The 22383-nt window shown below is 63.8% G+C and carries 18 protein-coding genes; 13 read left to right on the forward strand and 5 right to left on the reverse strand.

Going from position 1 to position 22383, the window contains the following annotated elements:
* The first annotated feature begins 94 nt into the window (after positions 1 to 94).
* The 4 genes from PSEEN_RS19535 to PSEEN_RS19550 all read left to right on the forward strand — a co-directional run bounded on the left by PSEEN_RS19535 (position 95) and on the right by PSEEN_RS19550 (position 3212).
* Positions 95 to 442: an ArsC family reductase gene (locus tag PSEEN_RS19535; protein WP_011535286.1), complete on the forward strand. Its 348-nt coding sequence runs from the start codon at positions 95 to 97 to the stop codon at positions 440 to 442.
* Between the two features lie 43 nt (positions 443 to 485).
* Positions 486 to 1520: a 2,3,4,5-tetrahydropyridine-2,6-dicarboxylate N-succinyltransferase gene (gene dapD, locus PSEEN_RS19540; RefSeq protein ID WP_011535287.1), complete on the forward strand. Its 1035-nt coding sequence runs from the start codon at positions 486 to 488 to the stop codon at positions 1518 to 1520.
* Positions 1521 to 1599: 79 nt separating this feature from the next.
* Complete coding sequence (locus tag PSEEN_RS19545; RefSeq protein WP_011535288.1) at positions 1600 to 2805, forward strand: cysteine desulfurase; 1206 nt, start codon at positions 1600 to 1602, stop codon at positions 2803 to 2805.
* Entirely contained in the window at positions 2802 to 3212 is a 411-nt protein-coding gene (locus PSEEN_RS19550) for a SufE family protein (RefSeq protein ID WP_011535289.1), read from the forward strand. The genes PSEEN_RS19545 and PSEEN_RS19550 overlap by 4 nt, the downstream gene beginning before the upstream one ends.
* Before the next feature lie 87 nt (positions 3213 to 3299).
* Here the strand turns inward: PSEEN_RS19550 and tcdA are convergent, their stop codons facing one another.
* The gene (tcdA, locus tag PSEEN_RS19555; protein WP_011535290.1) at positions 3300 to 4109 is read right to left on the reverse strand and encodes a tRNA cyclic N6-threonylcarbamoyladenosine(37) synthase TcdA; all 810 of its coding nucleotides are present in this window, start codon (positions 4107 to 4109) and stop codon (positions 3300 to 3302) included.
* Positions 4110 to 4351: 242 nt separating this feature from the next.
* On the opposite strand from tcdA, the gene PSEEN_RS19560 reads away from it, so the two are divergent.
* The 4 genes from PSEEN_RS19560 to PSEEN_RS19575 all read left to right on the forward strand — a co-directional run bounded on the left by PSEEN_RS19560 (position 4352) and on the right by PSEEN_RS19575 (position 9498).
* Positions 4352 to 6943, forward strand: a complete 2592-nt coding sequence (locus PSEEN_RS19560) for a glycosyltransferase (protein ID WP_011535291.1) — start codon at positions 4352 to 4354, stop codon at positions 6941 to 6943.
* 195 nt (positions 6944 to 7138) lie between these two features.
* On the forward strand, positions 7139 to 8290 hold the full coding sequence (gene dapE, locus PSEEN_RS19565) for a succinyl-diaminopimelate desuccinylase (RefSeq protein WP_011535292.1): 1152 nt from the start codon (positions 7139 to 7141) through the stop codon (positions 8288 to 8290).
* Positions 8290 to 9102 carry a putative RNA methyltransferase gene (locus PSEEN_RS19570; protein ID WP_011535293.1) on the forward strand — a complete coding sequence of 271 codons (813 nt, stop codon included), beginning with the start codon at positions 8290 to 8292 and terminating at the stop codon, positions 9100 to 9102. The genes dapE and PSEEN_RS19570 overlap by 1 nt, the downstream gene beginning before the upstream one ends.
* 18 nt (positions 9103 to 9120) lie before the next feature.
* A complete protein-coding gene (locus PSEEN_RS19575; protein WP_011535294.1) occupies positions 9121 to 9498 on the forward strand; it encodes a hypothetical protein in 378 nt (125 codons plus the stop codon).
* 76 nt (positions 9499 to 9574) lie between these two features.
* Here the strand turns inward: PSEEN_RS19575 and PSEEN_RS19580 are convergent, their stop codons facing one another.
* On the reverse strand, positions 9575 to 9784 hold the full coding sequence (locus PSEEN_RS19580; protein ID WP_011535295.1) for a cold-shock protein: 210 nt from the start codon (positions 9782 to 9784) through the stop codon (positions 9575 to 9577).
* A gap of 229 nt (positions 9785 to 10013) precedes the next feature.
* Between PSEEN_RS19580 and plsB the strand changes: the two genes are divergently transcribed.
* From plsB to PSEEN_RS19600, 4 genes are all read left to right on the forward strand, one after another.
* Positions 10014 to 12500 (forward strand): glycerol-3-phosphate 1-O-acyltransferase PlsB, encoded by a 2487-nt coding sequence (gene plsB / locus PSEEN_RS19585; protein ID WP_011535296.1) that lies wholly within the window; start codon positions 10014 to 10016, stop codon positions 12498 to 12500.
* 169 nt (positions 12501 to 12669) lie between these two features.
* The gene (locus PSEEN_RS19590) at positions 12670 to 13380 is read left to right on the forward strand and encodes a hypothetical protein (RefSeq protein WP_011535297.1); all 711 of its coding nucleotides are present in this window, start codon (positions 12670 to 12672) and stop codon (positions 13378 to 13380) included.
* An 89-nt stretch (positions 13381 to 13469) separates the two neighbouring features.
* Positions 13470 to 13868, forward strand: a complete 399-nt coding sequence (locus PSEEN_RS19595) for a YbaY family lipoprotein (RefSeq protein WP_011535298.1) — start codon at positions 13470 to 13472, stop codon at positions 13866 to 13868.
* Positions 13869 to 13900: 32 nt separating this feature from the next.
* Positions 13901 to 14587 (forward strand): DUF4197 domain-containing protein, encoded by a 687-nt coding sequence (locus tag PSEEN_RS19600; RefSeq protein ID WP_011535299.1) that lies wholly within the window; start codon positions 13901 to 13903, stop codon positions 14585 to 14587.
* Positions 14588 to 14756: 169 nt separating this feature from the next.
* Here PSEEN_RS19600 and PSEEN_RS19605 read toward each other — a convergent pair whose 3' ends face one another.
* Entirely contained in the window at positions 14757 to 17822 is a 3066-nt protein-coding gene (locus PSEEN_RS19605; RefSeq protein WP_011535300.1) for an efflux RND transporter permease subunit, read from the reverse strand.
* A 6-nt stretch (positions 17823 to 17828) separates the two neighbouring features.
* On the reverse strand, positions 17829 to 18926 hold the full coding sequence (locus tag PSEEN_RS19610) for an efflux RND transporter periplasmic adaptor subunit (protein WP_011535301.1): 1098 nt from the start codon (positions 18924 to 18926) through the stop codon (positions 17829 to 17831).
* A 170-nt stretch (positions 18927 to 19096) separates the two neighbouring features.
* On the opposite strand from PSEEN_RS19610, the gene PSEEN_RS19615 reads away from it, so the two are divergent.
* Positions 19097 to 19738 (forward strand): TetR/AcrR family transcriptional regulator, encoded by a 642-nt coding sequence (locus PSEEN_RS19615; protein WP_011535302.1) that lies wholly within the window; start codon positions 19097 to 19099, stop codon positions 19736 to 19738.
* Between the two features lie 932 nt (positions 19739 to 20670).
* On the opposite strand, the gene recJ is transcribed toward PSEEN_RS19615, so the two are convergent.
* Complete coding sequence (gene recJ / locus PSEEN_RS19620) at positions 20671 to 22380, reverse strand: single-stranded-DNA-specific exonuclease RecJ (protein ID WP_011535303.1); 1710 nt, start codon at positions 22378 to 22380, stop codon at positions 20671 to 20673.
* Positions 22381 to 22383: the final 3 nt, after the last annotated feature.

Here is a 22383-nt window from a genome sequence, read left to right on the forward strand (position 1 = left end):
GCCCGTGGCCGTGGCGCCAACCCCATCGATACCGCATAATCGGCCCCACCCTATCTTCACGGAGTATCGGGCTGCCCGGCGGCCCTGGCATTCAATGGCTTACACTCTCTACGGCATCAAAGCCTGCGACACCATGAAAAAAGCCCGCACATGGCTTGAAGAAAAGGCCATCGGCTTCGAATTCCACGACTACAAGACCCAAGGCATCGACCGTGACAGCCTGAACCGCTGGTGCACCGAGCACGGTTGGGAAGTCGTGCTGAACCGCGCCGGTACCACCTTCCGCAAGCTCGACGATGCCAGCAAGGCCGATCTCGACCAAGCGAAGGCCGTAGAACTGATGCTCGCCCAGCCGTCGATGATCAAGCGCCCGGTACTGGACCTCGGCGACCGCACGCTGGTCGGCTTCAAGCCCGACCTGTACGCCGCGGCACTGGCCTGATCCCCGCATTACGCTCCCCCCCCCTTTCGCACGAGGTAATCGCATGTCTCAATCCCTGTTCAGCCTGGCCTTCGGTGTCGGCACCCAGAACCGCCAGGGTGCCTGGCTGGAAGTGTTCTACGCGCAGCCGGTGCTCAAGCCGTCCGCCGAGCTGGTCGCCGCCATTGCGCCGATCCTCGGTTACGAAGCTGGCAACCAGGCCATCGCCTTCACCACCGCCCAGGCCGCACAGCTGGCCGACGCGCTCAAGGGTGTCGATAGCGCTCAAGCTGCCCTGCTGACCCGCCTGGCCGAAAGCCACAAGCCGCTGGTCGCCACCCTGCTGGCTGAAGACGGCGCCCTGGCCTCCACCCCCGAGGCCTACCTCAAGCTGCACCTGCTGTCGCACCGCCTGGTCAAGCCGCACGGTGTCTCGCTGGCCGGCATCTTCCCGCTGCTGCCCAACGTCGCCTGGACCAACCAGGGCGCGGTCGACCTGGCCGAGCTGGCCGAGCTGCAACTGGAAGCGCGCCTGAAGGGCGAGCTGCTGGAAGTGTTCTCGGTAGACAAGTTCCCGAAGATGACCGACTACGTCGTGCCGGCCGGTGTGCGTATCGCCGACACCGCCCGTGTGCGCCTGGGCGCCTACATCGGCGAAGGCACCACCATCATGCACGAGGGCTTCGTCAACTTTAACGCCGGCACCGAAGGCCCAGGCATGATCGAAGGCCGCGTTTCCGCAGGCGTGTTCGTCGGCAAAGGCTCCGACCTGGGCGGCGGCTGCTCGACCATGGGCACCCTGTCCGGTGGCGGCAACATCGTCATCAAGGTCGGCGAAGGCTGCCTGATCGGCGCCAATGCCGGTATCGGCATCCCGCTGGGTGACCGCAACACCGTGGAAGCTGGCCTGTACATCACCGCCGGCACCAAGGTGAACCTGCTGGACGAGAACAACCAACTGGTCAAGGTGGTCAAGGCCCGCGACCTGGCCGGCCAGACCGACCTGCTGTTCCGCCGCAACTCGCTCAACGGCGCGGTGGAGTGCAAGACCCACAAGTCGGCCATCGAGCTGAACGAGGCGCTGCACGCCCACAACTGAGTACCTGCGGGTTCGAAGTGATAAGATCGGGTCTTGCTCTTACGGGCAGACCCGATTTTTCTTTCCAGGCCCCGCGAACATGTTCCAGCCCTCCCCCTGGCGTGCCGACTTCCCCGCCATCGCCGCCCTGCAACGGCAGCACCAGACCTACCTGGACAGCGCCGCCACCACGCAGAAACCCCAGGCACTGCTTGACGCCCTGAACCATTACTACGGCCATGGCGCAGCCAACGTGCATCGTGCGCAACACCTGCCAGGCGCCCTGGCCACCCAGGCTTTCGAAGGCACCCGCGAGAAGGTTGCCGCCTGGCTCAATGCGCCGGACACACGGCAGGTCATCTTCACCCACGGCGCCACCTCGGCCTTGAACCTGCTGGCCTATGGCCTGGAACATCGCTTCGAGGCGGGTGACGAGATTGCCGTCAGTGCGCTGGAACACCACGCCAACCTGCTGCCCTGGCAACAACTGGCGCACCGCCGCAACCTGCGTCTGGTGATTTTGCCGGTGAATGACCAGGGGCATATCGATCTGGAACAGGCCCTGCAACTGATCGGCCCACGCACCCGCCTACTCGCGATCAGCCAACTGTCCAACGTGCTAGGCACCTGGCAACCGCTGGCACCGCTGTTGGCACATGCTCGCGCCCAGGGCGCCTTGAGCGTTGTCGATGGCGCTCAGGGTGTCGTCCATGGTCGCCATGACGTGCAGCAGTTGGAATGCGACTTCTATGTGTTTTCCAGCCACAAGCTGTACGGTCCAGACGGTGTCGGGGTGCTATATGGACGCCAACAGGCGCTGGAACTGCTGCGCCATTGGCAGTTCGGCGGCGAAATGGTCCAGTTGGCCGACTACCAGAACGCCAGTTTCCGCCCTGCGCCGCTGGGCTTCGAAGCCGGTACGCCTCCTATCGCCGGCGTCATCGGCCTGGGCGCAACCCTGGATTACCTGGCCAGTCTCGACACCAACGCGGTTGCCGCCCATGAAGCCAGCCTGCACCAGCATCTGCTGCGAGGATTGGCTGATCGCGAAGGGATTCGCCTGCTCGGCTCTCCCCAGGCGGCGCTGGCCAGTTTCGTCATCGACGGCGTACACAATGCCGATATAGCCCACCTGCTGACAGAGCAGGGCGTCGCCGTTCGCGCAGGGCATCATTGTGCCATGCCGTTGCTCAAACACCTGGGGCTGGACGGTGCTATCCGTGTATCACTTGGACTGTATTCCGATAGCGACGACCTACAGCGCTTCTTCGACGCGCTCGACCAGGGCCTGGAGCTGCTGCGATGAATCTGTCGGCAGAGGCCAGCCAAGCGCTGGAAAGCTTCGAGCAGGCTCGGGGCTGGGAGCAGCGGGCACGGCTGCTGATGCAGTGGGGGAATCGCTTGGAACCGCTGGACGAAACAGAGAAAAGTGAACACAACCGAGTGCACGGTTGTGAAAGCCTGGTGTGGTTGGTGGCCACGCTGGATAACGACCATTGGCACTTCAAGGCGTCCAGTGATGCGCGTTTGCTGCGAGGTTTGCTGGCGCTATTGCTAGTACGGGCACAAGGGCTGCACAGCACGGAACTGGCTGCGCTGGACTTGAGTGACTGGTTCGCCCAGCTGGGGCTGGAGCGCCAGTTGTCACCCTCACGCAGCAATGGACTACATGCGGTGTTGCTCAGGATGGCCGAGTTGGCATCGGCAGGCTGATGCGCCACACCGCACACTTGTAGGAGCCAGCCTTGCTGGCGAACACCGGCAAAGCCGGTGCCAAATACCGTGTAGGGGTCAACGCCGCTATTGTGCCTTGACCCGCTCCGAAGGCCGCCGCGCACCGGCCACCAGCTTCTCCACCGCCTTGCTCGCGGCCACCATGCCAAAGGTCGCCGTCACCATCATCACCGCGCCGAATCCGCCCGCGCAATCCAGACGCACACCCTCGCCCACGAAGCTCTTCTGCAGGCACACGCTGCCATCCCCCTTGGGATAACGCAGCTGCTCGCTGGAAAACACGCACGGCACGCCATAGTTGCGGCTGGTATTGCGCGAGAAGTTGTAGTCGCGACGCAGGGTCGAGCGCACCCGCGAGGCCAGCGGGTCGTTGAACGTCTTGTTGAGGTCGCCGATCTGGATCTGGGTCGGGTCGATCTGCCCACCCGCACCGCCAGTGGTGACAATGGCGATCTTGCGTCGGCGGCACCAGGCGATCAGCGCGGCCTTGGCCATCACGCTGTCGATACAGTCGATCACGCAGTCGAGGTGTTCGGTGATGTACTCGACCATGGTGTCGCGGGTGACGAAATCGGCCACCGCGTGCACCGTACACGCCGGGTTGATCGCCCTCAGCCGCTCGGCCATGACGTCGACCTTGGGCCGCCCGACCTGCCCTTCCAGGGCATGGGCCTGGCGGTTGGTGTTGCTGACGCACACGTCATCCAGGTCGAACAGGGTGATTTCGCCCACGCCACTGCGGGCCAGGGCTTCGGCCGCCCACGAGCCAACCCCGCCGATACCGACGATGGCCACGTGGGCCTGGCGCAGGCGCTGCAAGCCGTCGTCACCGTACAGCCGGGCGACACCGGCAAAGCGTGGATCTTCTGTGCTCATGGCTCAACCTCGAAAAAACGGCGCGCATTATATGCCAAGCGGGCTGATCTGGGGGTTGTCGTTGGCAAGCGGCCGACCAAGCCTGCTTTAATGTTCAATCAATGAAAAAGATATGGACGACAACCGAGCGGGCCCAGAACTTCATCCTGATCCGAAAATCCAACGGATTGCCCCTTACGGCAGTGTAGGACTGGCACCCTGGTCATCCTGCCCCGCTCCACTCTTCGGAACCTCTAACACCTATGTCATCACGCAAATTCGGTCTCAACCTGGTGGTGGTCCTGGCCATCGCCGCGCTGTTCACCGGGTTCTGGGCGCTCATCAACCGCCCGGTGTCCGCCCCGGCTTGGCCGGAACAGATCTCCGGCTTCTCCTACTCGCCGTTCCGCTTGGGACAGAGCCCGCAGAAAGGCCAATACCCCAGCGAGGATGAGATACGCCAGGACCTCGAGCAGTTGAACAAGCTGACCGACAACATCCGTATCTATACCGTCGAAGGGACCCAGGCCGAAGTCCCGCGCCTGGCCGAGGAGCTTGGCCTGCGCGTCACCCTGGGGATCTGGATCAGCGACGACCTGGAGCGCAACGAGCGCGAGATCGAGAAGGCTGTCGGCCTGGCCAATACCTCTCGCAGCGTCGTGCGAGTAGTGGTGGGTAACGAGGCGCTGTTCCGCAAAGAGGTCACCGCTGAACAGATGATCGGCTATCTGGACAGGGTTCGCGCCGCGGTCAAGGTGCCCGTGACCACCAGTGAACAGTGGCACATCTGGAAAGAACACCCGGAACTGGCCAAGCACGTCGACCTGATCGCCGCGCACATCCTGCCGTACTGGGAGTTCATGCCCATGAAGGATTCGGTGCAGTTCGTTCTCGACCGCGCCCGCGAGCTGCGCAAGCAGTTCCCGCGCAAGCCGCTGCTGTTGTCCGAGGTCGGCTGGCCCAGCAATGGCCGCATGCGCGGCGGTGCCGACGCCACCCAGGCCGATCAGGCCATCTACTTGCGGACACTGGTCAACACCCTGAACCGCCGGGGCTACAACTATTTCGTCATCGAAGCCTACGACCAGCCCTGGAAAGCCAGCGACGAAGGCTCGGTGGGCGCCTACTGGGGCGTGTTCAACGCCGCGCGCCAGCAGAAATTCAACTTCGAGGGCCCGATCGTGGCGATCCCGCAGTGGCGGGCCCTGGCCGTGGTCTCGGTGGTGCTGGCGATGATTGCCCTGACGGTGCTGCTGATCGATGGCTCGGCCTTGCGACAGCGCGGGCGCACGTTCCTGACCTTCATCACCTTCCTCTGTGGTTCGGTGCTGGTGTGGATCGGCTACGACTACAGCCAGCAGTACAGCACCTGGTTCAGCCTGACGGTCGGGGTGTTGCTGGCACTGGGCGCCCTCGGCGTGTTCATCGTGTTGCTGACCGAGGCCCATGAGCTGGCCGAGGCGGTGTGGACGCACAAGCGGCGCAGGGAGTTCCTGCCGGTGCAGGATGACAGCGCCTATCGCCCGAAGGTATCTGTGCACGTGCCGTGCTACAACGAACCGCCGGAGATGGTGAAACAGACCCTCGACGCCCTCGCGGCCCTGGATTACCCGGACTACGAAGTACTGGTGATCGACAACAACACCAAGGACCCGGCCGTGTGGGAGCCACTCAAGGCTCACTGCGAGAAGCTCGGTGAGCGCTTCAAGTTCTTCCACGTCGCGCCCCTGGCCGGCTTCAAGGGCGGCGCGCTGAACTACCTGATCCCGCACACCGCGAAAGATGCCGAGGTGATCGCGGTAATCGACTCGGACTACTGCGTCGATCGCAACTGGCTCAAGCACATGGTGCCGCATTTCGCCGACCCGAAGATCGCCGTGGTGCAATCGCCGCAGGATTACCGCGACCAGCACGAAAGCGCCTTCAAGAAGCTGTGCTACAGCGAGTACAAAGGCTTCTTCCATATCGGCATGGTCACCCGCAACGACCGTGACGCGATCATCCAACACGGCACCATGACCATGACCCGGCGCACCGTGCTCGAAGAACTGGGTTGGGCCGAATGGTGCATCTGCGAGGACGCCGAGCTGGGCCTGCGGGTGTTCGAGAAAGGCCTGTCGGCCGCCTATGCCCACAACAGCTACGGCAAGGGCCTGATGCCCGACACCTTCATCGACTTCAAGAAGCAGCGCTTCCGCTGGGCCTACGGCGCCATCCAGATCATCAAGCACCACGCCGGCGCCCTGCTGCGCGGCAAGGGCAGCGAGCTGACCCGCGGCCAGCGCTATCACTTCCTGGCCGGTTGGCTGCCGTGGATCGCCGATGGCATGAACATCTTCTTCACCGTCGGCGCGCTGCTGTGGTCGGCGGCGATGATCATCGTCCCGCACCGGGTCGACCCGCCGCTGATGATGTTCGCCATCCCGCCGCTGGCGCTGTTCTTCTTCAAGGTCGGCAAGATCCTGTTCCTCTACCGCCGCGCGGTGGGGGTGGACCTGAAAGACGCCTTCGCCGCGGCGCTGGCGGGGCTGGCGCTGTCGCACACCATCGCCAAGGCGGTGCTGTATGGGTTCTTCACCAGCAGCATGCCGTTCTTCCGCACACCGAAGAATGCCGACAGTCATGGTGTGCTGGTGGCGATCTCCGAGGCCCGCGAAGAGCTGTTCATCATGTTGATGCTGTGGGGCTCGGCGCTGGGGATCTACCTGGTGCAGGGGCTGCCGAGCTCGGACATGCGCTTCTGGGTGGCGATGCTGCTGGTGCAGTCGTTGCCGTACCTGGCGGCGTTGGTGATGGCGTTGTTGTCGTCGTTGCCAAAGCCTGCGGAAAAGGCTGCCGAACCGCAGCAGGCTTGAGATCGCCGGGGGCGCGGTGCGCCCTTTCGCGACACAAGGCCGCTCCCACAGGATCACCGCAGCCCAGAAGACCTGTGCGACGCCTGTGGGAGCGGCCTTGTGTCGCGAAAGGGCCGCACAGCGGCCCCATTGGCTTATCGGTTTGATATAAGATAACGCCCCTCTGTATTCCCCGCCTTGCCCCGGAGTCCTGCAATGACGGCCCCAGCCGAGCTCTCGCCTACCCTGCAACTGGCCTGCGACCTGATCCGCCGCCCCTCGGTCACCCCGGTCGACGCCGACTGCCAGACCCAGATGATGAACCGCCTGGGCGCCGTCGGCTTCCAGCTCGAACCCATGCGTTTCGAGGATGTCGACAACTTCTGGGCCACCCATGGCACCCAGGACGGCCCGGTGCTGTGCTTCGCCGGCCACACCGACGTGGTACCGACCGGCCCGGTACAGCAATGGCAGCATGAACCGTTCGAAGCGCTGATCGATGCCGACGGCATGCTCTGCGGCCGTGGCGCCGCCGACATGAAGGGCAGCCTGGCTTCGATGGTGGTGGCCAGCGAGCGCTTCGTGCAGGACTACCCCAACCATCGCGGCAAGGTCGCCTTCCTCATCACCAGCGACGAGGAAGGCCCGGCGCACCATGGCACCAAGGCCGTGGTCGAGCTGCTCAAGGCGCGCAACGAGCGCCTGGACTGGTGCATCGTCGGCGAACCCTCCAGCACCACACTGCTGGGTGACGTGGTCAAGAACGGCCGTCGCGGCTCGCTCGGCGCCAAGCTGACCGTACGCGGCAAGCAGGGCCACGTGGCCTACCCGCACCTGGCACGTAACCCGATCCACCTGGCCGCTCCGGCCCTGGCGGAACTTGCCGCCGAGCACTGGGACGAAGGCAACGCGTTCTTCCCGCCAACCAGCTTCCAGATCTCCAACCTCAACTCCGGCACCGGCGCCACCAACGTGGTGCCGGGCGATCTGACGGCGCTGTTCAACTTCCGTTTCTCCACCGAGTCGACCGTCGAAGGCCTGCAAGAACGGGTCGCGGCGATCCTCGACAAGCACCAGCTGGAGTGGTCGATCGACTGGGCGCTGTCCGGCCTGCCGTTCCTCACCGAACCGGGCGAGCTGCTGGATGCCGTGTCGTCGAGCATCAAGGCGGTCACCGGCCGCGAGACCCAGCCCTCGACCAGCGGTGGCACCTCCGATGGCCGCTTCATTGCCACCATGGGCACACAAGTGGTCGAGCTCGGTCCGGTCAACGCCACCATCCACCAAGTGGACGAACGCATCCTGGCCAGCGACCTCGACCTGCTGACCGAGATCTACTACCAGACCCTGGTGCGGTTGCTCGCCTGATGCTTGCCTGCCCTCTCTGCCAGGCGTCCCTGGCGCGGCTCGACAACGGTGTGGCCTGCCCGGCGGGTCACCGTTTCGACCGCGCCCGCCAGGGTTACCTGAACCTGCTGCCGGTGCAGCACAAGAACAGCCGCGACCCGGGCGACAACCAGGCCATGGTCGAAGCCCGTCGCGACTTCCTCGACGCCGGCCACTATGCGCCCGTCGCCCGTCGCCTCGCCGAGCTGGCCGCCGAACGTGCCCCGCAGGCCTGGCTGGACATCGGCTGCGGCGAAGGCTACTACACCGCGCAGATCGCCCAAGCGTTGCCGGCTGCCGACGGCTATGCCCTGGATATCTCCCGCGAGGCAGTCAAGCGTGCCTGCCGCCGCGCCCCGCAGGTGACCTGGATGGTCGCCAGCATGGCCCGCGTGCCAATGAGCGACGCCAGCTGTGGCTTCATCGCCAGCGTGTTCAGCCCGCTGGACTGGCAGGAAGCCAAGCGGCTGCTCGCCCCCGGTGGCGGCCTGATGCGGGTCGGACCGACCAGCGGCCACCTGATGGAACTGCGTGAAGTGCTCTACGATGAAGTGCGCCCTTACGCTGACGACAAGCACCTGGCATTGATCCCCGACGGCATGGTCCACGCCCACAGCGAAATTCTCGAATTCCGCTTGAGCCTGGTAGAAGCCAAGGCCCGCGCCGACCTGCTGGCCATGACCCCGCACGGCTGGCGCGCCAGCGCCGAGAAACGCGCCCGGGTGATCGACCAGCCCGAGCCGTTCGAGGTCACCGTTTCCATGCGTTATGACTATTTCGTGCGCCAAGACTGAGCACACCGGAGCCCCCAGATGCGCCAACCCGATATCGAGATCTACCTCAAGGACGCCGACGTCGATCACAAGCAGATCGCCGACTGGCTGACCCAAGCCCTGGGCCCCTGCAGCGAGTGGAAGCAAAAAGGCCAGACCTTCAAGTGCACGGCCGGTAACATCCCGGTCACCTGGTTACCGAAAGCTGTGGGGAAATGGAACAGCCTGTACCTGGAAAGCGACCAGACCCCATGGGCCGATGACATCGCCTGCGCCCGCGCGGCCTATGCCGCACTGAACGTTGAAGTCCGTTGCGCGCCCGGTAGCTGGGCAGAGGAAGATGGGGAAGAAGATGCTGACCGCTGGATCCGCATCAGCGCCGACGGTGAACAGGAAATCACCTGGCGTACGAGCTGAAGTTCAAGCTCGATTGCATCAGGCTGCAAGCTCCACGGACAGCTTGCAGCTTGAAGCTTACCGCTTGAGACAGCGGTCAGAGACCGACGACGTCCTCGGCCTGCAGGCCTTTCTGGCCTTGCACCAGGGCGTATTCAACCTGCTGTCCCTCGACCAGGGTGCGATGCCCCTCACCACGGATAGCCCGATAGTGGACGAACACGTCCGCGCCACCTTCGCGCTGAATGAAGCCATAACCCTTGGCATCGTTGAACCACTTCACATTCCCAGTCTCACGAGACGACATCTGAACTACTCCGGTTTTTTATTTTGAAGATCGCCTTGCCGGCCTGGGGTCAGCACCCAGGGCCTTCGCAGCTTGCCCGAATATCCTGCAAGCAGCAGGCCGAGTATATGACACGGAACAAAAAAAAATCATGACGGCACTGATTTTTGCCGATTTTTGCTGAACTTACGCAGATACGGCAGACTATCGGCCTGGAAAACACCGAAACTCTCACCCAGGGCCCACCCCCATGACCCGTTCCCCCCTGCGCCGCCTCATCTTCGGCGCCCTGCGTCGCGTTCTCTACCTGTGGGTGCGCTCCGAAACCATCAACCAGTCCTCGCTGACGCTCAAGCTCGACCGCAGCCGCCCGGTATTCTATGCCCTGTCCTCACCGTCGCTGACCGACCTGGCCGTTGTGGACCACGAGTGCACCAAGGCGGGGCTGCCGCGTCCGGTACTGCCGGTGGCCGTCGGCCCGCTGCAGGAGCCCGCCGGGTTCTTTTACCTGACCCCCGACCCCGACTGGCTGGGCCGCCAGGACAAACGCGGCGCCCCACCCACCCTCGAACGCCTGGTCGCGGCCATCAGCCAGCACGCCGAGGAAGATACGCAGATCATCCCGGTCAGCGTGTTCTGGGGCCAGACCCCGGCCAGCGAGTCGAGCCCCTGGAAACTGCTGTTCGCCGACAGCTGGGCGGTCACCGGGCGCCTGCGCCGCCTGCTGAGCGTGCTGATCCTGGGGCGCAAGACCCGCGTGCAGTTCTCCGCCCCCATTCATCTGCGCGAGCTGGTCGACCACAACAAGGGCCATGAACGCACCGTGCGCATGGCCCAGCGGGTGATGCGCGTGCATTTCCGCAACCTCAAGACCGCGGTGATTGGCCCGGACATCTCGCACCGACGCAACCTGGTCAAGGGGCTGGTGCACGACCCGCTGGTGCGCCAGGCCATCAGCGACGAAGCTGAACGCGAGAAGATCCCCTACGCCAAGGCCGAAGCCAAGGCGCTGCACTACGGCAACGAAATCGCCTCGGATTACACCTACACAGCGATCCGCTTCCTCGAAGTGGTACTCAGCTGGTTCTGGAACAAGATCTACGACGGCGTCAAAGTCAACCATATCGAGCAGGTGCAGGGCATCGCTCCAGGCCACGAAGTCATCTATGTGCCCTGCCACCGCAGCCACATCGACTACCTGCTGTTGTCCTACCTGCTGTTCCGCAACGGCCTGACACCACCGCACATCGCCGCCGGCATCAACCTCAACATGCCGGTGATCGGTGGCCTGCTGCGCCGGGGCGGCGCATTCTTCATGCGTCGCACCTTCAAGGGCAACCCACTGTACACGGCAGTGTTCAACGAGTACCTGCACACCCTGTTCACCAAGGGCTTCCCGGTGGAGTACTTCGTCGAAGGGGGGCGCTCGCGCACCGGGCGCATGCTGCAGCCCCGCACCGGCATGCTGGCGATCACCCTGCGCAGCTTCCTTCGCTCCTCGCGCACACCGATCGTTTTCGTCCCGGTGTACATCGGCTATGAGCGAGTGCTAGAAGGCCGTACCTACCTGGGTGAACTACGCGGAGCAAGCAAGAAGAAAGAGTCGATCTTCGACATCTTCAAGGTGATTGGCGCACTCAAGCAGCGCTTTGGCCAGGTCTATGTCAACTTCGGTGAACCAATCCGTCTGGCGGGCTTCCTCGACGAGCAGCAACCGGGCTGGCGCGAGCAGGAACTCGGCCCGCAGTTCCGACCGACGTGGCTCAACGAGACCACCACGCGTCTTGGTGAGACCGTCGCCCGGCACCTGAACGAAGCGGCGGCGATCAACCCGGTCAACCTGGTGGCCCTGGCCTTGCTGTCGACCAGCCGCCTGGCCCTGGATGAGCGCGCCTTGACCCGAGTGCTCGACCTGTACCTGGCCTTGCTGCGCCAAGTGCCCTACTCGCCGCACACCACACTGCCCGAAGGTGATGGCCAGGCCCTGATCAAGCATGTACTGGGCATGGACCTGCTGGCCGAGCAAAAGGACGCAATGGGGCGCATCCTCTACCTGGACGAAGCCAACGCGGTGCTGATGACTTACTACCGCAACAACGTCCTGCACATCTTCGCCCTGCCAGGGCTGCTGGCGAGCTTCTTCCTCAGCAGCTCGCGCATGAGCCGCGACCTGCTGGGCCAGTATGTGCGGGCGCTGTACCCCTACCTGCAGGCCGAACTGTTCCTGCGCTGGACGCCCGAACAGCTGGACGAGGTGATCGACCAGTGGCTGGCGGCGCTGGTCAGCCAGGGTCTGCTGCGCCAGGAGAACGACATCTACATGCGTCCGGCCCCCAGCTCGCGGCAGTTCGTCCTGCTGACCCTGCTGGCCCGCACCATCACCCAGACCCTGCAACGCTTCTACATGGCCACCTCGCTGCTGCTCAACAGCGGCCAGCACACGCTGAGCGCCGAAGAACTGGAGGAGCTGTGCGTGATGATGGCCCAGCGCCTGTCGATCCTGCATGGCCTGAATGCGCCGGAGTTCTTCGACAAGACCCTGTTCCGCCACTTCATCCAGACCCTGGTGCGCGAGGGTGTGCTGCAGCCCGATGGCGATGGCAAGCTCGGCTACCACGACAAACTTGCCGAGCTGGCCGAGGGCGTGGCCAAGCGGGTGTTGTCGGCGGAGTTGCGCCTGTCCATCCGCCAGGTGGCGCTGCACCGGGATGAGCCGCAGGAAAACCCCGAAACCTGACACTTTGGATACGCCGTTTGTAGGAGCGCTCCACAAGGAGCGCCTCCTCAATCTGTCTATCCAGCAGAAACTACTTCCCTCTGATCGTTACCCCACCTGTTTCCCACAATGGCATCCGACACCAGCTACCGGTGTTACCCACCTACCGTGCTTGAAACAGGAACATTACATGCCAAATGAAAACATCATCGAATTGCATGGTTCGATCGATCTCGTCGACATTCCCGAATTCGACGCAGCGCCGGTTCGCGTGCTTGTGGCGGTGACTCACCCCGGCATCATTCCCCGCTCCGAATGGCTGGCATCCTGTGTCCAGCAGTACAGCGGCGCCCCGATTCCCTATCAGTTGCACCTCGATAAGCACACTTTCGAGGCCGGTGAGGCGTTGGAACTTGAAGCGATTCTGATCGCAGGCTGGGGGGAAGGCTCCGAAAAGGCACGCGTCACACTCCCGCTGGCTCTCGATCACGCCGCCACTCGCGTCGAACAGAACATCACCTTCGCGGGCTCGGAACCTGGCGGCCAGCGAATGGCGGCCCCCGACTTCAAGCAGATCACTGGCAGTGTGCTGGCCGCGAACATCGAGGATTTGTCCGGTCATCAACTGTTCACCGATTTGTATGAAGTACGTCTGAACGATGACGGGCAGAAGGTCTTCAACCAGATCTCCGAGAATGTCTACCAGATGCGTGACCTCAATGCCCCGTTCTCGCTGTACTACGACCAGCAGGTGCTGGAGAACGATGGCGTCAGACACGACCTGAGCTTCATGCTGCAGGCCCCCTCGGGCAACTTCGTTGCCGGCCGCAACCTGCGTAACATCGATCTCGAAACATTGGAAGCCGGCATGCAGGTCGAGCTGCGCAACGCCAGGTTCTGATCGCTTCACGGCAAGATCGCCCCAGGCGATGAATTTCCGCTAAAGTCCCCGGGTTGGCCACAAGCCGGCCCAAGGACTTTGGAGATTCCATGAAAAAGCTCGTCCTGCTGTGTTGCGCATCCCTGCTCGCAGCCTGCTCCAACCATGCCCCGTCCAACCAGGCCAGCCTGGACGGCGAAGTCTTCTACCTGCAGCGCATTGCCCTGCCACCGGCCGCCACGTTGAGCGTCGCCCTCCAGGATGTATCGCTGATGGACGCCCCGGCAGTGACCCTGGCCCGTCAGGCCGGCCCGGTCAAAGGCAACGTGCCGCTGCCCTTCCACCTGAAATACGACCCCGCCCAGGTCAAACCTGGCCATCGCTACGCGCTCAGCGCGCGCATCGAGCTGGACGGCAAGCTGCTATTTATCAACACCGAACACCACGGCGTGCTGCTTGATGGCAGCGACCCGCAACCTGTTCGCATCAAGGTCGACCCGGTCCGCTGAACCCGTTCCATTCTGTCTACAAGGAAAAACTCATGATTCGCACCTCCCTGCGCTTCACCACCCTGTGCGCCGGCCTGCTGCTGTCGGCCAGCGCCCTGGCCTTGTCGCTCGGCGACCTGTCCCAGAGCGATGCCTCCGGCGGCCTGAAGGACGCGCTCACCCAAGGCGCGCAGATCGCCGTCAAGCAGTTGAGTTCACCAGGCGGTTTCAGCAACAACCCCGACGTGCGCATCGAGCTGCCGGGCAACCTCGGCAAAGCCGCCAAAGCCATGAAGATGTTCGGCAAGGGTGACCAGGTCGAGGCCCTGGAAACCAGCATGAACAAGGCCGCCGAAGCCGCCGTGCCGCAGGCCCAGGCAATCCTGGTAGACGCGGTGAAGAAGATGACCGTGACCGATGCCAAGGGCATCCTCAGCGGCGGTCAGGACTCGGCCACCCAGTACTTGAACAAGAGCAGCCGCGAACAGATCCGTGCCAAGTTCCTGCCGATCGTCAAGCAGGCCACCGACAAGGTCGGCCTGGCCCAGCAGTACAACAGCTTTGCCGGGCAGGCCAAGGGCCTGGGGCTGATCAAGGATGACGCCAACATCGAGAACTACGTGACCGAGAAAGCCCTGGATGGGCTGTTCGAGATGATCGCCAAGCAGGAAGAAAGCATTCGGCAGAACCCGGCCCAGGCGGCGACCAGCCTGGCCAAGAAAGTGTTCGGCGCGCTCTGAGCCTCGACGCGCCCACCGGTTGGCGCCACGCAATACCTGTAGGAGCGGCTTTAGCCGCGAATCAAGCGACGCGGTGCCTGGCACCGGCTACGCCGGTGATCGCGGCTAAAGCCGCTCCTACAAAATCAACGCCGCGCCTGTAGGAGCCGGCTTGCCGGCGAACCGATCTTCACCCCTTCTTCACCCTGAACCACGCCGCATACAACGCCGGCAGGAACAGCAGCGTCAGCACCGTGGCCACGATCAACCCACCCATGATCGCCACCGCCATCGGCCCGTAGAACACGCTGCGCGAGAGCGGAATCATCGCCAATACCGCCGCCAGCGCGGTCAGCACGATGGGGCGGAAACGCCGCACCGTGGCCTCGATGATCGCCTGCCAGCGGTCCAGCCCCGCCGCGATGTCCTGTTCGATCTGGTCCACCAGGATCACCGAGTTGCGCATGATCATCCCCGCCAGGGCGATGGTGCCGAGCATGGCGACGAAACCGAACGGTTGCCGGAACACCAGCAGGAACAGGGTCACACCGATCAAGCCCAGGGGCGCGGTGAGGAACACCATGAACATCCGCGAGAAGCTGCGCAGCTGGATCATCAGCAGGCTCAGCACCACCACGATGAACAGCGGCATGCCGGCATTCACCGAACGCTGGCCGCGTTCGGAGTCTTCCACGGTACCGCCCACTTCCAGCAGGTAACCGTCAGGCAGCTCGTCCTTCACCTGCTGCAAGGTTGGCAGGATCTGCTTGACCAACGTGGCCGGCTGCTCCTTGTCGTAGATGTCGGCACGCACGGTGACCGTCGGCAGGCGATTGCGGTGCCAGATGATGCCTTCCTCGAAACCGTATTCCAGGGTGGCCACCTGCGACAACGCCACGCTCTGGCCATTGTCGGTGGGCAGCGCCAGGCTTCCCAGGTTGCCCAGCTCGCGACGCTCCTCCGGAGTGCCACGCAACAGGATCTCGATCAGTTCGTTGTCCTCGCGGTACTGGCTGACGTTGCTGCCGGTCAGCGAGCTCTGCAGGAAACTCGACAACTGCGCGGTACTCACGCCCAGGGCGCGGGCGCGGTCCTGGTCGATGTCCAGGTAGACCGCCTTGCTCGGCTCCTCCCAATCCAGGTGCACGTTGACCACGTGAGGGTTCTCGCGCACCTTGGCCGCCACTTCACGGGCCAATGCCCGGACCTTCTCGATATGCTCGCCGGTCACGCGGAACTGCACCGGGTAACCCACGGGCGGGCCATTCTCCAGACGCGTTACCCGCGAGCGCAAGTCGGGGAACTGCTCGTCCAACGTGGTGATCAGCCAACTGCGCAGGCGCTCACGATCTTCCAGCGACTTGGCCAGCACCACGAACTGGGCGAAGCTCGCCGCCGGCAGTTGCTGGTCCAGGGGCAAATAGAAGCGTGGCGAGCCGGTACCGACATAGGCGACGTAGTTATCGATGCCGTCCTGTTGCTTGAGCAGCGCTTCCAGTTGCTTGACGCGTTCGGCGGTGTTGTTGAGCGAGGCGCCCTCGGCCAGCTTCAGATCGACCATCAGCTCCGGACGCCCGGAAGCCGGGAAGAACTGCTGGGGCACGAAGCGGAACAGCAGGATGCTGCCGACGAAGGCCGCGATGGTCAGCAGGATCACCGTCTTGCGTCGCCGCACGCACCACTCCACCATCCGCCGCACACGCTGGTAGAACGGTGTGGCATAAGGGTCCGGCGCATGCCCGTCGCTGCCGTGGCGCGCCGCGTGCAGCTTGGCCAGGTCGGGCAGCAGGCGCTCGCCCAGATACGGTACGAAGACCACCGCCGCCACCCATGATGTCAGCAAGGCGATGGTCACCACCTGGAAGATCGACCGGGTGTATTCGCCGGTGCTCGAAGCCGCCGTGGCGATCGGCAGGAAGCCCGCCGCGGTGATCAGGGTGCCGGTCAGCATCGGGAACGCCGTGCTCGACCAGGCGTAGCTGGCCGCCTTGAGCCGGTCGTACCCCTGCTCCATCTTGATCGCCATCATTTCCACCGCGATGATCGCGTCATCCACCAGCAAGCCCAGCGCCAGCACCAGCGCGCCCAGCGAGATCTTGTGCAGGCCGATGCCGAAGTAATGCATGCTGGCGAAGGTCATCGCCAACACCAGCGGAATCGCCAGGGCGACCACCAGGCCGGTGCGCAGGCCCAGGGAGAAGAAGCTCACCAGCAGGACGATGGCCAGGGCCTCGACCAGCACCTGGACGAACTCACCAACACCCGCCTTCACCGCCGCCGGCTGGTCGGAAACCTTGCGCAGCTCCATGCCCGCAGGCAGGCCCTGGGCCAGGCGGGCAAATTCGCCTTCAAGGGCCTTGCCCAGCACCAGGATGTCGCCACCGTCCTTCATCGAAACCGCCAAACCGATGGCGTCCTCGCCCATGAAGCGCATGCGGGGCGCGGGTGGGTCATTGAAGCCGCGTTGCACCTCGGCGACATCGCCGATGCGGAAGGTGCGGTCACCGACGCGAATGGGGAACTGGCGGATCTGCTCGACGCTGTCGAAGCGCCCGCTGACGCGCAGTTGCAAGCGTTCGCTGGAGGTCTCGAAGAAGCCCGCGGTGCTGACCGCATTCTGTTCGCGCAACGCCTGCTGCACCGCCGCAAGCGGCACGCCCAGGGTGGCCAGCTTGACGTTGGACAGCTCGATCCAGATTTTTTCGTCCTGCAGGCCGATCAGCTCGACCTTGCCCACGTCCTTGACACGCTGCAGCTGAATCTGGATACGGTCGGCGTAATCCTTGAGCACGGCATAGTCGAAACCGGAACCGGTCAGGGCGTAGATGTTGCCGAAGGTGGTGCCGAATTCATCATTGAAGAACGGCCCCTGGATCTCCGGCGGCAACGTATGGCGGATGTCCGCGACTTTCTTGCGGATCTGGTACCAGAGCTCGGGGATGTCCTTGGAGTGCAGCGAATCGCGGGCCATGAAGGTGACCTGGGACTCGCCCGGGCGGGAAAACGAGACGATCTTTTCGTACTCGCCGGTTTCCATCAGCTTCTTTTCAATGCGCTCCGTGACCTGGCGCGAGACCTCCTCGGCGGTCGCGCCCGGCCACAGGGTGCGGATGACCATGGCCTTGAAGGTGAACGGCGGATCCTCGCTCTGCCCGAGCTTGGTGTAGGACATTACCCCGATCGCTGCCAGCAGGATCATCAGGAACAGCACGATCTGGCGATTGCGCAGCGCCCAGGCGGAAAGGTTGAAACCCATCGGGACTTACTCCTTGGTCGCCAGGTTCACTTCACGGTTGCTGCGGTCCACCGGGCGCACCTGCTGCCCTTCACGCAGTACGTGGCCACCGGCGGCCACCACCCAGTCGCCGGCCTGCAGGCCTTCGAGCACCGGCACGGTGTCGGCCCCGTAGGCACCAAGGCGAACGGCGGCGCGCTCCAGGCGATTGTCCTTGCCAACCCGCCACACATAGGCCTGCCCGGCTTCGGCGGTGACCGCTGACAACGGCACGGCAAGCGGCGCCTGCTCGGTGTGGGCGATGAACACACGGGCGCTCTGGCCCAGTTCAGCGGGGGTATTGCTGGAGGTGAAGGCGATGCGTGCGGCGAAGGTGCGCGAGCGCGGGTCGGCCGCTGGCGACAGTTCACGGATACGCCCTTCGAAACGCTGGTTGGGGTGCGACCACAGCTCCACGCTCACCGTCTGCCCAACGTTGAATCGGGCGAATTGCTGCTCCGGCAAGCCGATCGCCACCTCGCGCTCACCATCGGCGGCCAGGGTGAATACGGTCTGGCCCGCGGCGACAACCTGCCCCACTTCGACCTGACGCTTGGCGATGACGCCGGCCTGAGGTGCGCGCAGCACCGCGTAATCGGCCTGGTTACCAGCAACCTCGAACTCGGCCTTGGCTTGTTTCAAGCGGGCAAGGCCAGCGCGGTAGAGATTTTCGGCGTTGTCGAACTGCGAGCGGCTGACCATTTGCCGCTCCAGCAATTTCTGGTAACGGTCGCGCTCGGCGCGCACCAGCGCCAGGTTGGCCTCGGCGGCGGCCAGTTGGGCGCGATTGGCCTCCAGTTGCAGGCGCACATCCTGCGGGTCGAGTTCGGCCAGAGCCTGCTCGGCCTTGACCCGCTGCCCCTCCTCCACCAGGCGTTTGTTCACCTTGCCGCCGATGCGGAAGGCCAGCTCAGGCTCGAATCGCGCCCGCACTTCACCGGGGTAGCTGTCAGCCGAAGCGCCGGCAGGTTGGGGCTGGATCACCAGCGCCGGGCGCGGGGCCGACGGTGGCGCGGCCTGCTGGCCACAGGCGGCAAGCAGCGCGAGGGCAGCGGGCAAGGCAAGGGACAACGCACGACGCAACATGATGGAGGACCTTTGGCAGAGGGCGCATCGAATATTTATACTGACGGGTATATTAAGTCAGGGAATCGGGTCGGGGAAGCAGGCGGCTGACAGAAAAAGCGGAAAAACGCGGCGACGCGCGTTGCAGCCGGATGGCCCTCGAACCGGTAAGATGGGCGGTTTCAGAACAGATGCGGATACCCATGTCCAACGACGCACCCATCGGCCCAGGTCGGCCCAAGGACCTGGCCAAACGCGAGGCCATCCTCGAAGCGGCCAAGTCGCTGTTTCTCAGCCTTGGCTATGCCAACACCAGCATGGATGCGGTCGCTGCGGCGGCAGGTGTTTCAAAACTCACGGTCTACAGCCACTTCACCGACAAGCAGACCTTGTTCGGCGCGGCAGTCATGGCGACCTGCCAGACCCAACTGCCCGATCTGATCTTCGAGTACCCCGACAGGGTGGCGCTGGAGGACGTGCTGTTGAACATCGCGCGGGGGTTCCAGGCGCTGATCAGCTCGGACGAGTCGGTCAAGCTCAGCCGGCTGATTTTTGCCTTGGGGAGCCAGGATCCGGGGTTCGGGCAGTACTTCTACGAGGCGGGGCCGAAGCGGGTGTTGGCCGGGATGGAGGCGCTGTTGCGCTGTGTTGACCAACGCGGGCTGCTGCGCATCGACAACCCGCTGCGGGCGGCGGAGCACTTCTTCTGCCTGGTCAAGGGGGCGCCGGATTATCGGTTGTTGCTGGGGTGTGCGCCGGCGTTGACGGGGGATGAGGTGGAGGTGCATGTGCGGGAGGTGGTGGGGGTGTTCATGCGGGCTTATGGGGGATAGGCGCTCAGCTCTCAGCTCTCAGCGTGATGGTCTTTGGTTTTTTGAGCATATCCATTGGCGATGGAGACGCTGATTCACCTTTCCGCCCTTACGGCGGCCTACTTTTTTCTTGGAAAAAGTAGGCAAAACCGCTCGCTCCATCATACGGCCCCTGCGCTTCGCTCCGGGGTTCCCTCGCTCCGTTCTTGCTCCCGTGGGTACCGCGCTGAACGCCCCATCCTGGGGCGCAGCGCTCGACGGCCATCCATGGCCGTCGCCCCACTACGCAAGAACTCCACTCGGCCTCCTGAAGTCGCAATGGGCGGCGCCTGAACTACCGCGCACCAAGATCAAAAGCCGGGCGAGGCGCTGCGCGCTCGCAGAAGCGAAGAGCGAAGAGCGAAGAGCGAAGAGCGAAGAGCAGAAAGTTTGATAGTTATGTAGTGAAGTGATGGTTGTGGTGTTTGCACCAATGGTTCGCCGGCAAAGCCGGCTCCTACAAGGGTGCGGCGTGCACTTTGCCGACGAATGCGTATTCAAGGCCATGAATAAACAACTAGCGACAGCTGCGTCTGCCTAGGCGCCGCCCGTAACTTCGCGACTTCAGGAGGCTGAGCGCAGGCGTCTGGAGGGCCAGGTGCGCAGCACCCTTCGGCGTTAGCCGAAGGCGCGAGATGTAGACTTGCGCAGCAAGTCGTAGGCCGCGCGGGCCTGGAAGGCGCCGGAGCGAAGGGACCCCGAAGCGCAGCGTAGGAGCCGTATGATGGAGCGAGCGGCTTTGCCTACTTTGGCCAAGACCAAAGTAGGCCGCCGTAAGGGCGGAAAGGTGACTCTGCGTCTACATAGCAAACGGATATGCCCACATAGCCCAGAACCAACCAACTAACCAACCAACTAACCAACTAACCAACTAACCAACTAACCAACTAACCAACTAACCAACTAACAGGAAATCACCGCGCTTCCATATGCGCAATCATCAACTGCACACTCTCATTCCCCCGAAACTCATTCACATCCAGCTTGTAGGCCAACTCCACCCACCGCACTGTAGGATTCGGCCAAACCTCCCGATCCACCCCAAAGGCAATCCCATCCAGCGTCACCGCCCCACACTCGCTCTTGAGCACGACCTTGAGATGCCGCTCCCCCACGACCCGCTGCGAGACCAGCTGAAACACCCCATGGAACAATGGTTCAGGGAAGTGCTGCCCCCAAGGCCCGGCATTACGCAAGGCCCGCGCCAGCTCCAGGTGAAACTCCTCGACCGCCAGCGAGCCATCCGACAGCAACCGCCCCGTCAGGTCCTCCTCACGCAACTGCCGCCGCACCTCCGCATCGAAGGCCTCGGCAAACGCCGGGAAGTTGTCGGCAGGCAACGACAACCCAGCGGCCATCGCATGCCCACCAAACTTGCTGATCAACGACGGATATCGCGCCGCCACCGCATCCAGCGCATCGCGAATATGGAAGCCCGCCACCGACCGCGCCGAGCCCTTGAGCATCCCCTCCCCCGCATCGGCAAAGGCGATGGTCGGGCGGTGGTAACGCTCCTTCAGGCGTGACGCCAGAATCCCGATCACCCCCTGGTGCCAGTCAGCGTCGAACAGGCAAAGCCCATAGGGCATGGACTCCACCGGCAGATCCTTGAGCTGGGCCAGCGCCTCGCGCTGCATGCCCTGCTCGATGGACTTGCGGTCCTGGTTCAGGCCATCCAGCTCCTGGGCCATGTCTAGCGCCAGCGCAGCGTCCTCGCACAGCAGGCATTCAATGCCGAGGCTCATGTCATCCAGTCGGCCGGCTGCATTGAGCCGAGGGCCGAGAATGAAGCCCAGGTCGGTGGAGGTGATACGCCGATGGTCACGCCGGGCCACCTCGAGAATGGCCTTGAGCCCAGGCCGCGCACGGCCGGCGCGGATACGCTCGAGCCCCTGGTGCACCAGGATGCGGTTGTTGGCATCCAGCGGCACCACGTCGGCGACACTGCCCAACGCAACCAGATCGAGCAGTTCGCCGATGTTCGGCTGCGCCTGCGTTTCGTAGCGCCCGAGGCTGCGCAGGCGCGCGCGCAGGGCCATCAGCACATAGAAGATCACCCCGACGCCCGCCAGCGACTTGCTCGGGAACTCGCAACCAGGCTGGTTCGGGTTGACGATGGCATCGGCATCCGGCAACTGCTCGCCAGGCAAGTGGTGGTCGGTGACCAGCACCCTCAACCCCGCAGCCTTGGCGGCCGCCACACCGTCGACACTGGAAATGCCGTTATCCACGGTGATCAATAGCTGCGGCTGACGCTCCAGCGCAACCTGGACGATCTCGGGCGTCAGGCCGTAACCATACTCGAATCGGTTGGGTACCAGGTAATCGACGTGGGCCGCGCCCAGCAGACGCAGGCCCAGCACCCCCACCGTGCTGGCGGTGGCACCGTCGGCGTCGAAATCGCCGACAATGAGAATCCGCTGGCGCTGGTCGAGGGCCTCGACCAGCAGGTCCACCGCCGCATCGATACCTTTGAGCTGCTGGAACGGCAACAAACGCGCCAGGCCCTTGTCCAACTCGGTTTCCGACTGAACGCCACGGGCGGCATACAGGCGGGTCAGCAAAGGCGGCAGGTTACCCAGAAACGGCAGGGTCGACGGCAGGGGACGAGGTTCGATACGCATGGG

Source organism: Pseudomonas entomophila L48 (assembly GCF_000026105.1).
GTDB lineage: Bacteria > Pseudomonadota > Gammaproteobacteria > Pseudomonadales > Pseudomonadaceae > Aquipseudomonas > Aquipseudomonas entomophila.

Excerpts from the sequence above, each read along its gene's own strand:
- PSEEN_RS19535 (WP_011535286.1), top strand. The coding sequence starts at position 95 with ATGGCTTACACTCTCTACGGCATCAAAGCCTGCGACACCATGAAAAAA.
- dapD (WP_011535287.1), top strand. The coding sequence starts at position 486 with ATGTCTCAATCCCTGTTCAGCCTGGCCTTCGGTGTCGGCACCCAGAAC.
- PSEEN_RS19545 (WP_011535288.1), top strand. The coding sequence starts at position 1,600 with ATGTTCCAGCCCTCCCCCTGGCGTGCCGACTTCCCCGCCATCGCCGCC.
- PSEEN_RS19550 (WP_011535289.1), top strand. The coding sequence starts at position 2,802 with ATGAATCTGTCGGCAGAGGCCAGCCAAGCGCTGGAAAGCTTCGAGCAG.
- tcdA (WP_011535290.1), bottom strand. The coding sequence starts at position 4,109 with ATGAGCACAGAAGATCCACGCTTTGCCGGTGTCGCCCGGCTGTACGGT.
- PSEEN_RS19560 (WP_011535291.1), top strand. The coding sequence starts at position 4,352 with ATGTCATCACGCAAATTCGGTCTCAACCTGGTGGTGGTCCTGGCCATC.
- dapE (WP_011535292.1), top strand. The coding sequence starts at position 7,139 with ATGACGGCCCCAGCCGAGCTCTCGCCTACCCTGCAACTGGCCTGCGAC.
- PSEEN_RS19570 (WP_011535293.1), top strand. The coding sequence starts at position 8,290 with ATGCTTGCCTGCCCTCTCTGCCAGGCGTCCCTGGCGCGGCTCGACAAC.
- PSEEN_RS19575 (WP_011535294.1), top strand. The coding sequence starts at position 9,121 with ATGCGCCAACCCGATATCGAGATCTACCTCAAGGACGCCGACGTCGAT.
- PSEEN_RS19580 (WP_011535295.1), bottom strand. The coding sequence starts at position 9,784 with ATGTCGTCTCGTGAGACTGGGAATGTGAAGTGGTTCAACGATGCCAAG.
- plsB (WP_011535296.1), top strand. The coding sequence starts at position 10,014 with ATGACCCGTTCCCCCCTGCGCCGCCTCATCTTCGGCGCCCTGCGTCGC.
- PSEEN_RS19590 (WP_011535297.1), top strand. The coding sequence starts at position 12,670 with ATGCCAAATGAAAACATCATCGAATTGCATGGTTCGATCGATCTCGTC.
- PSEEN_RS19595 (WP_011535298.1), top strand. The coding sequence starts at position 13,470 with ATGAAAAAGCTCGTCCTGCTGTGTTGCGCATCCCTGCTCGCAGCCTGC.
- PSEEN_RS19600 (WP_011535299.1), top strand. The coding sequence starts at position 13,901 with ATGATTCGCACCTCCCTGCGCTTCACCACCCTGTGCGCCGGCCTGCTG.
- PSEEN_RS19605 (WP_011535300.1), bottom strand. The coding sequence starts at position 17,822 with ATGGGTTTCAACCTTTCCGCCTGGGCGCTGCGCAATCGCCAGATCGTG.
- PSEEN_RS19610 (WP_011535301.1), bottom strand. The coding sequence starts at position 18,926 with ATGTTGCGTCGTGCGTTGTCCCTTGCCTTGCCCGCTGCCCTCGCGCTG.
- PSEEN_RS19615 (WP_011535302.1), top strand. The coding sequence starts at position 19,097 with ATGCGGATACCCATGTCCAACGACGCACCCATCGGCCCAGGTCGGCCC.
- recJ (WP_011535303.1), bottom strand. The coding sequence starts at position 22,380 with ATGCGTATCGAACCTCGTCCCCTGCCGTCGACCCTGCCGTTTCTGGGT.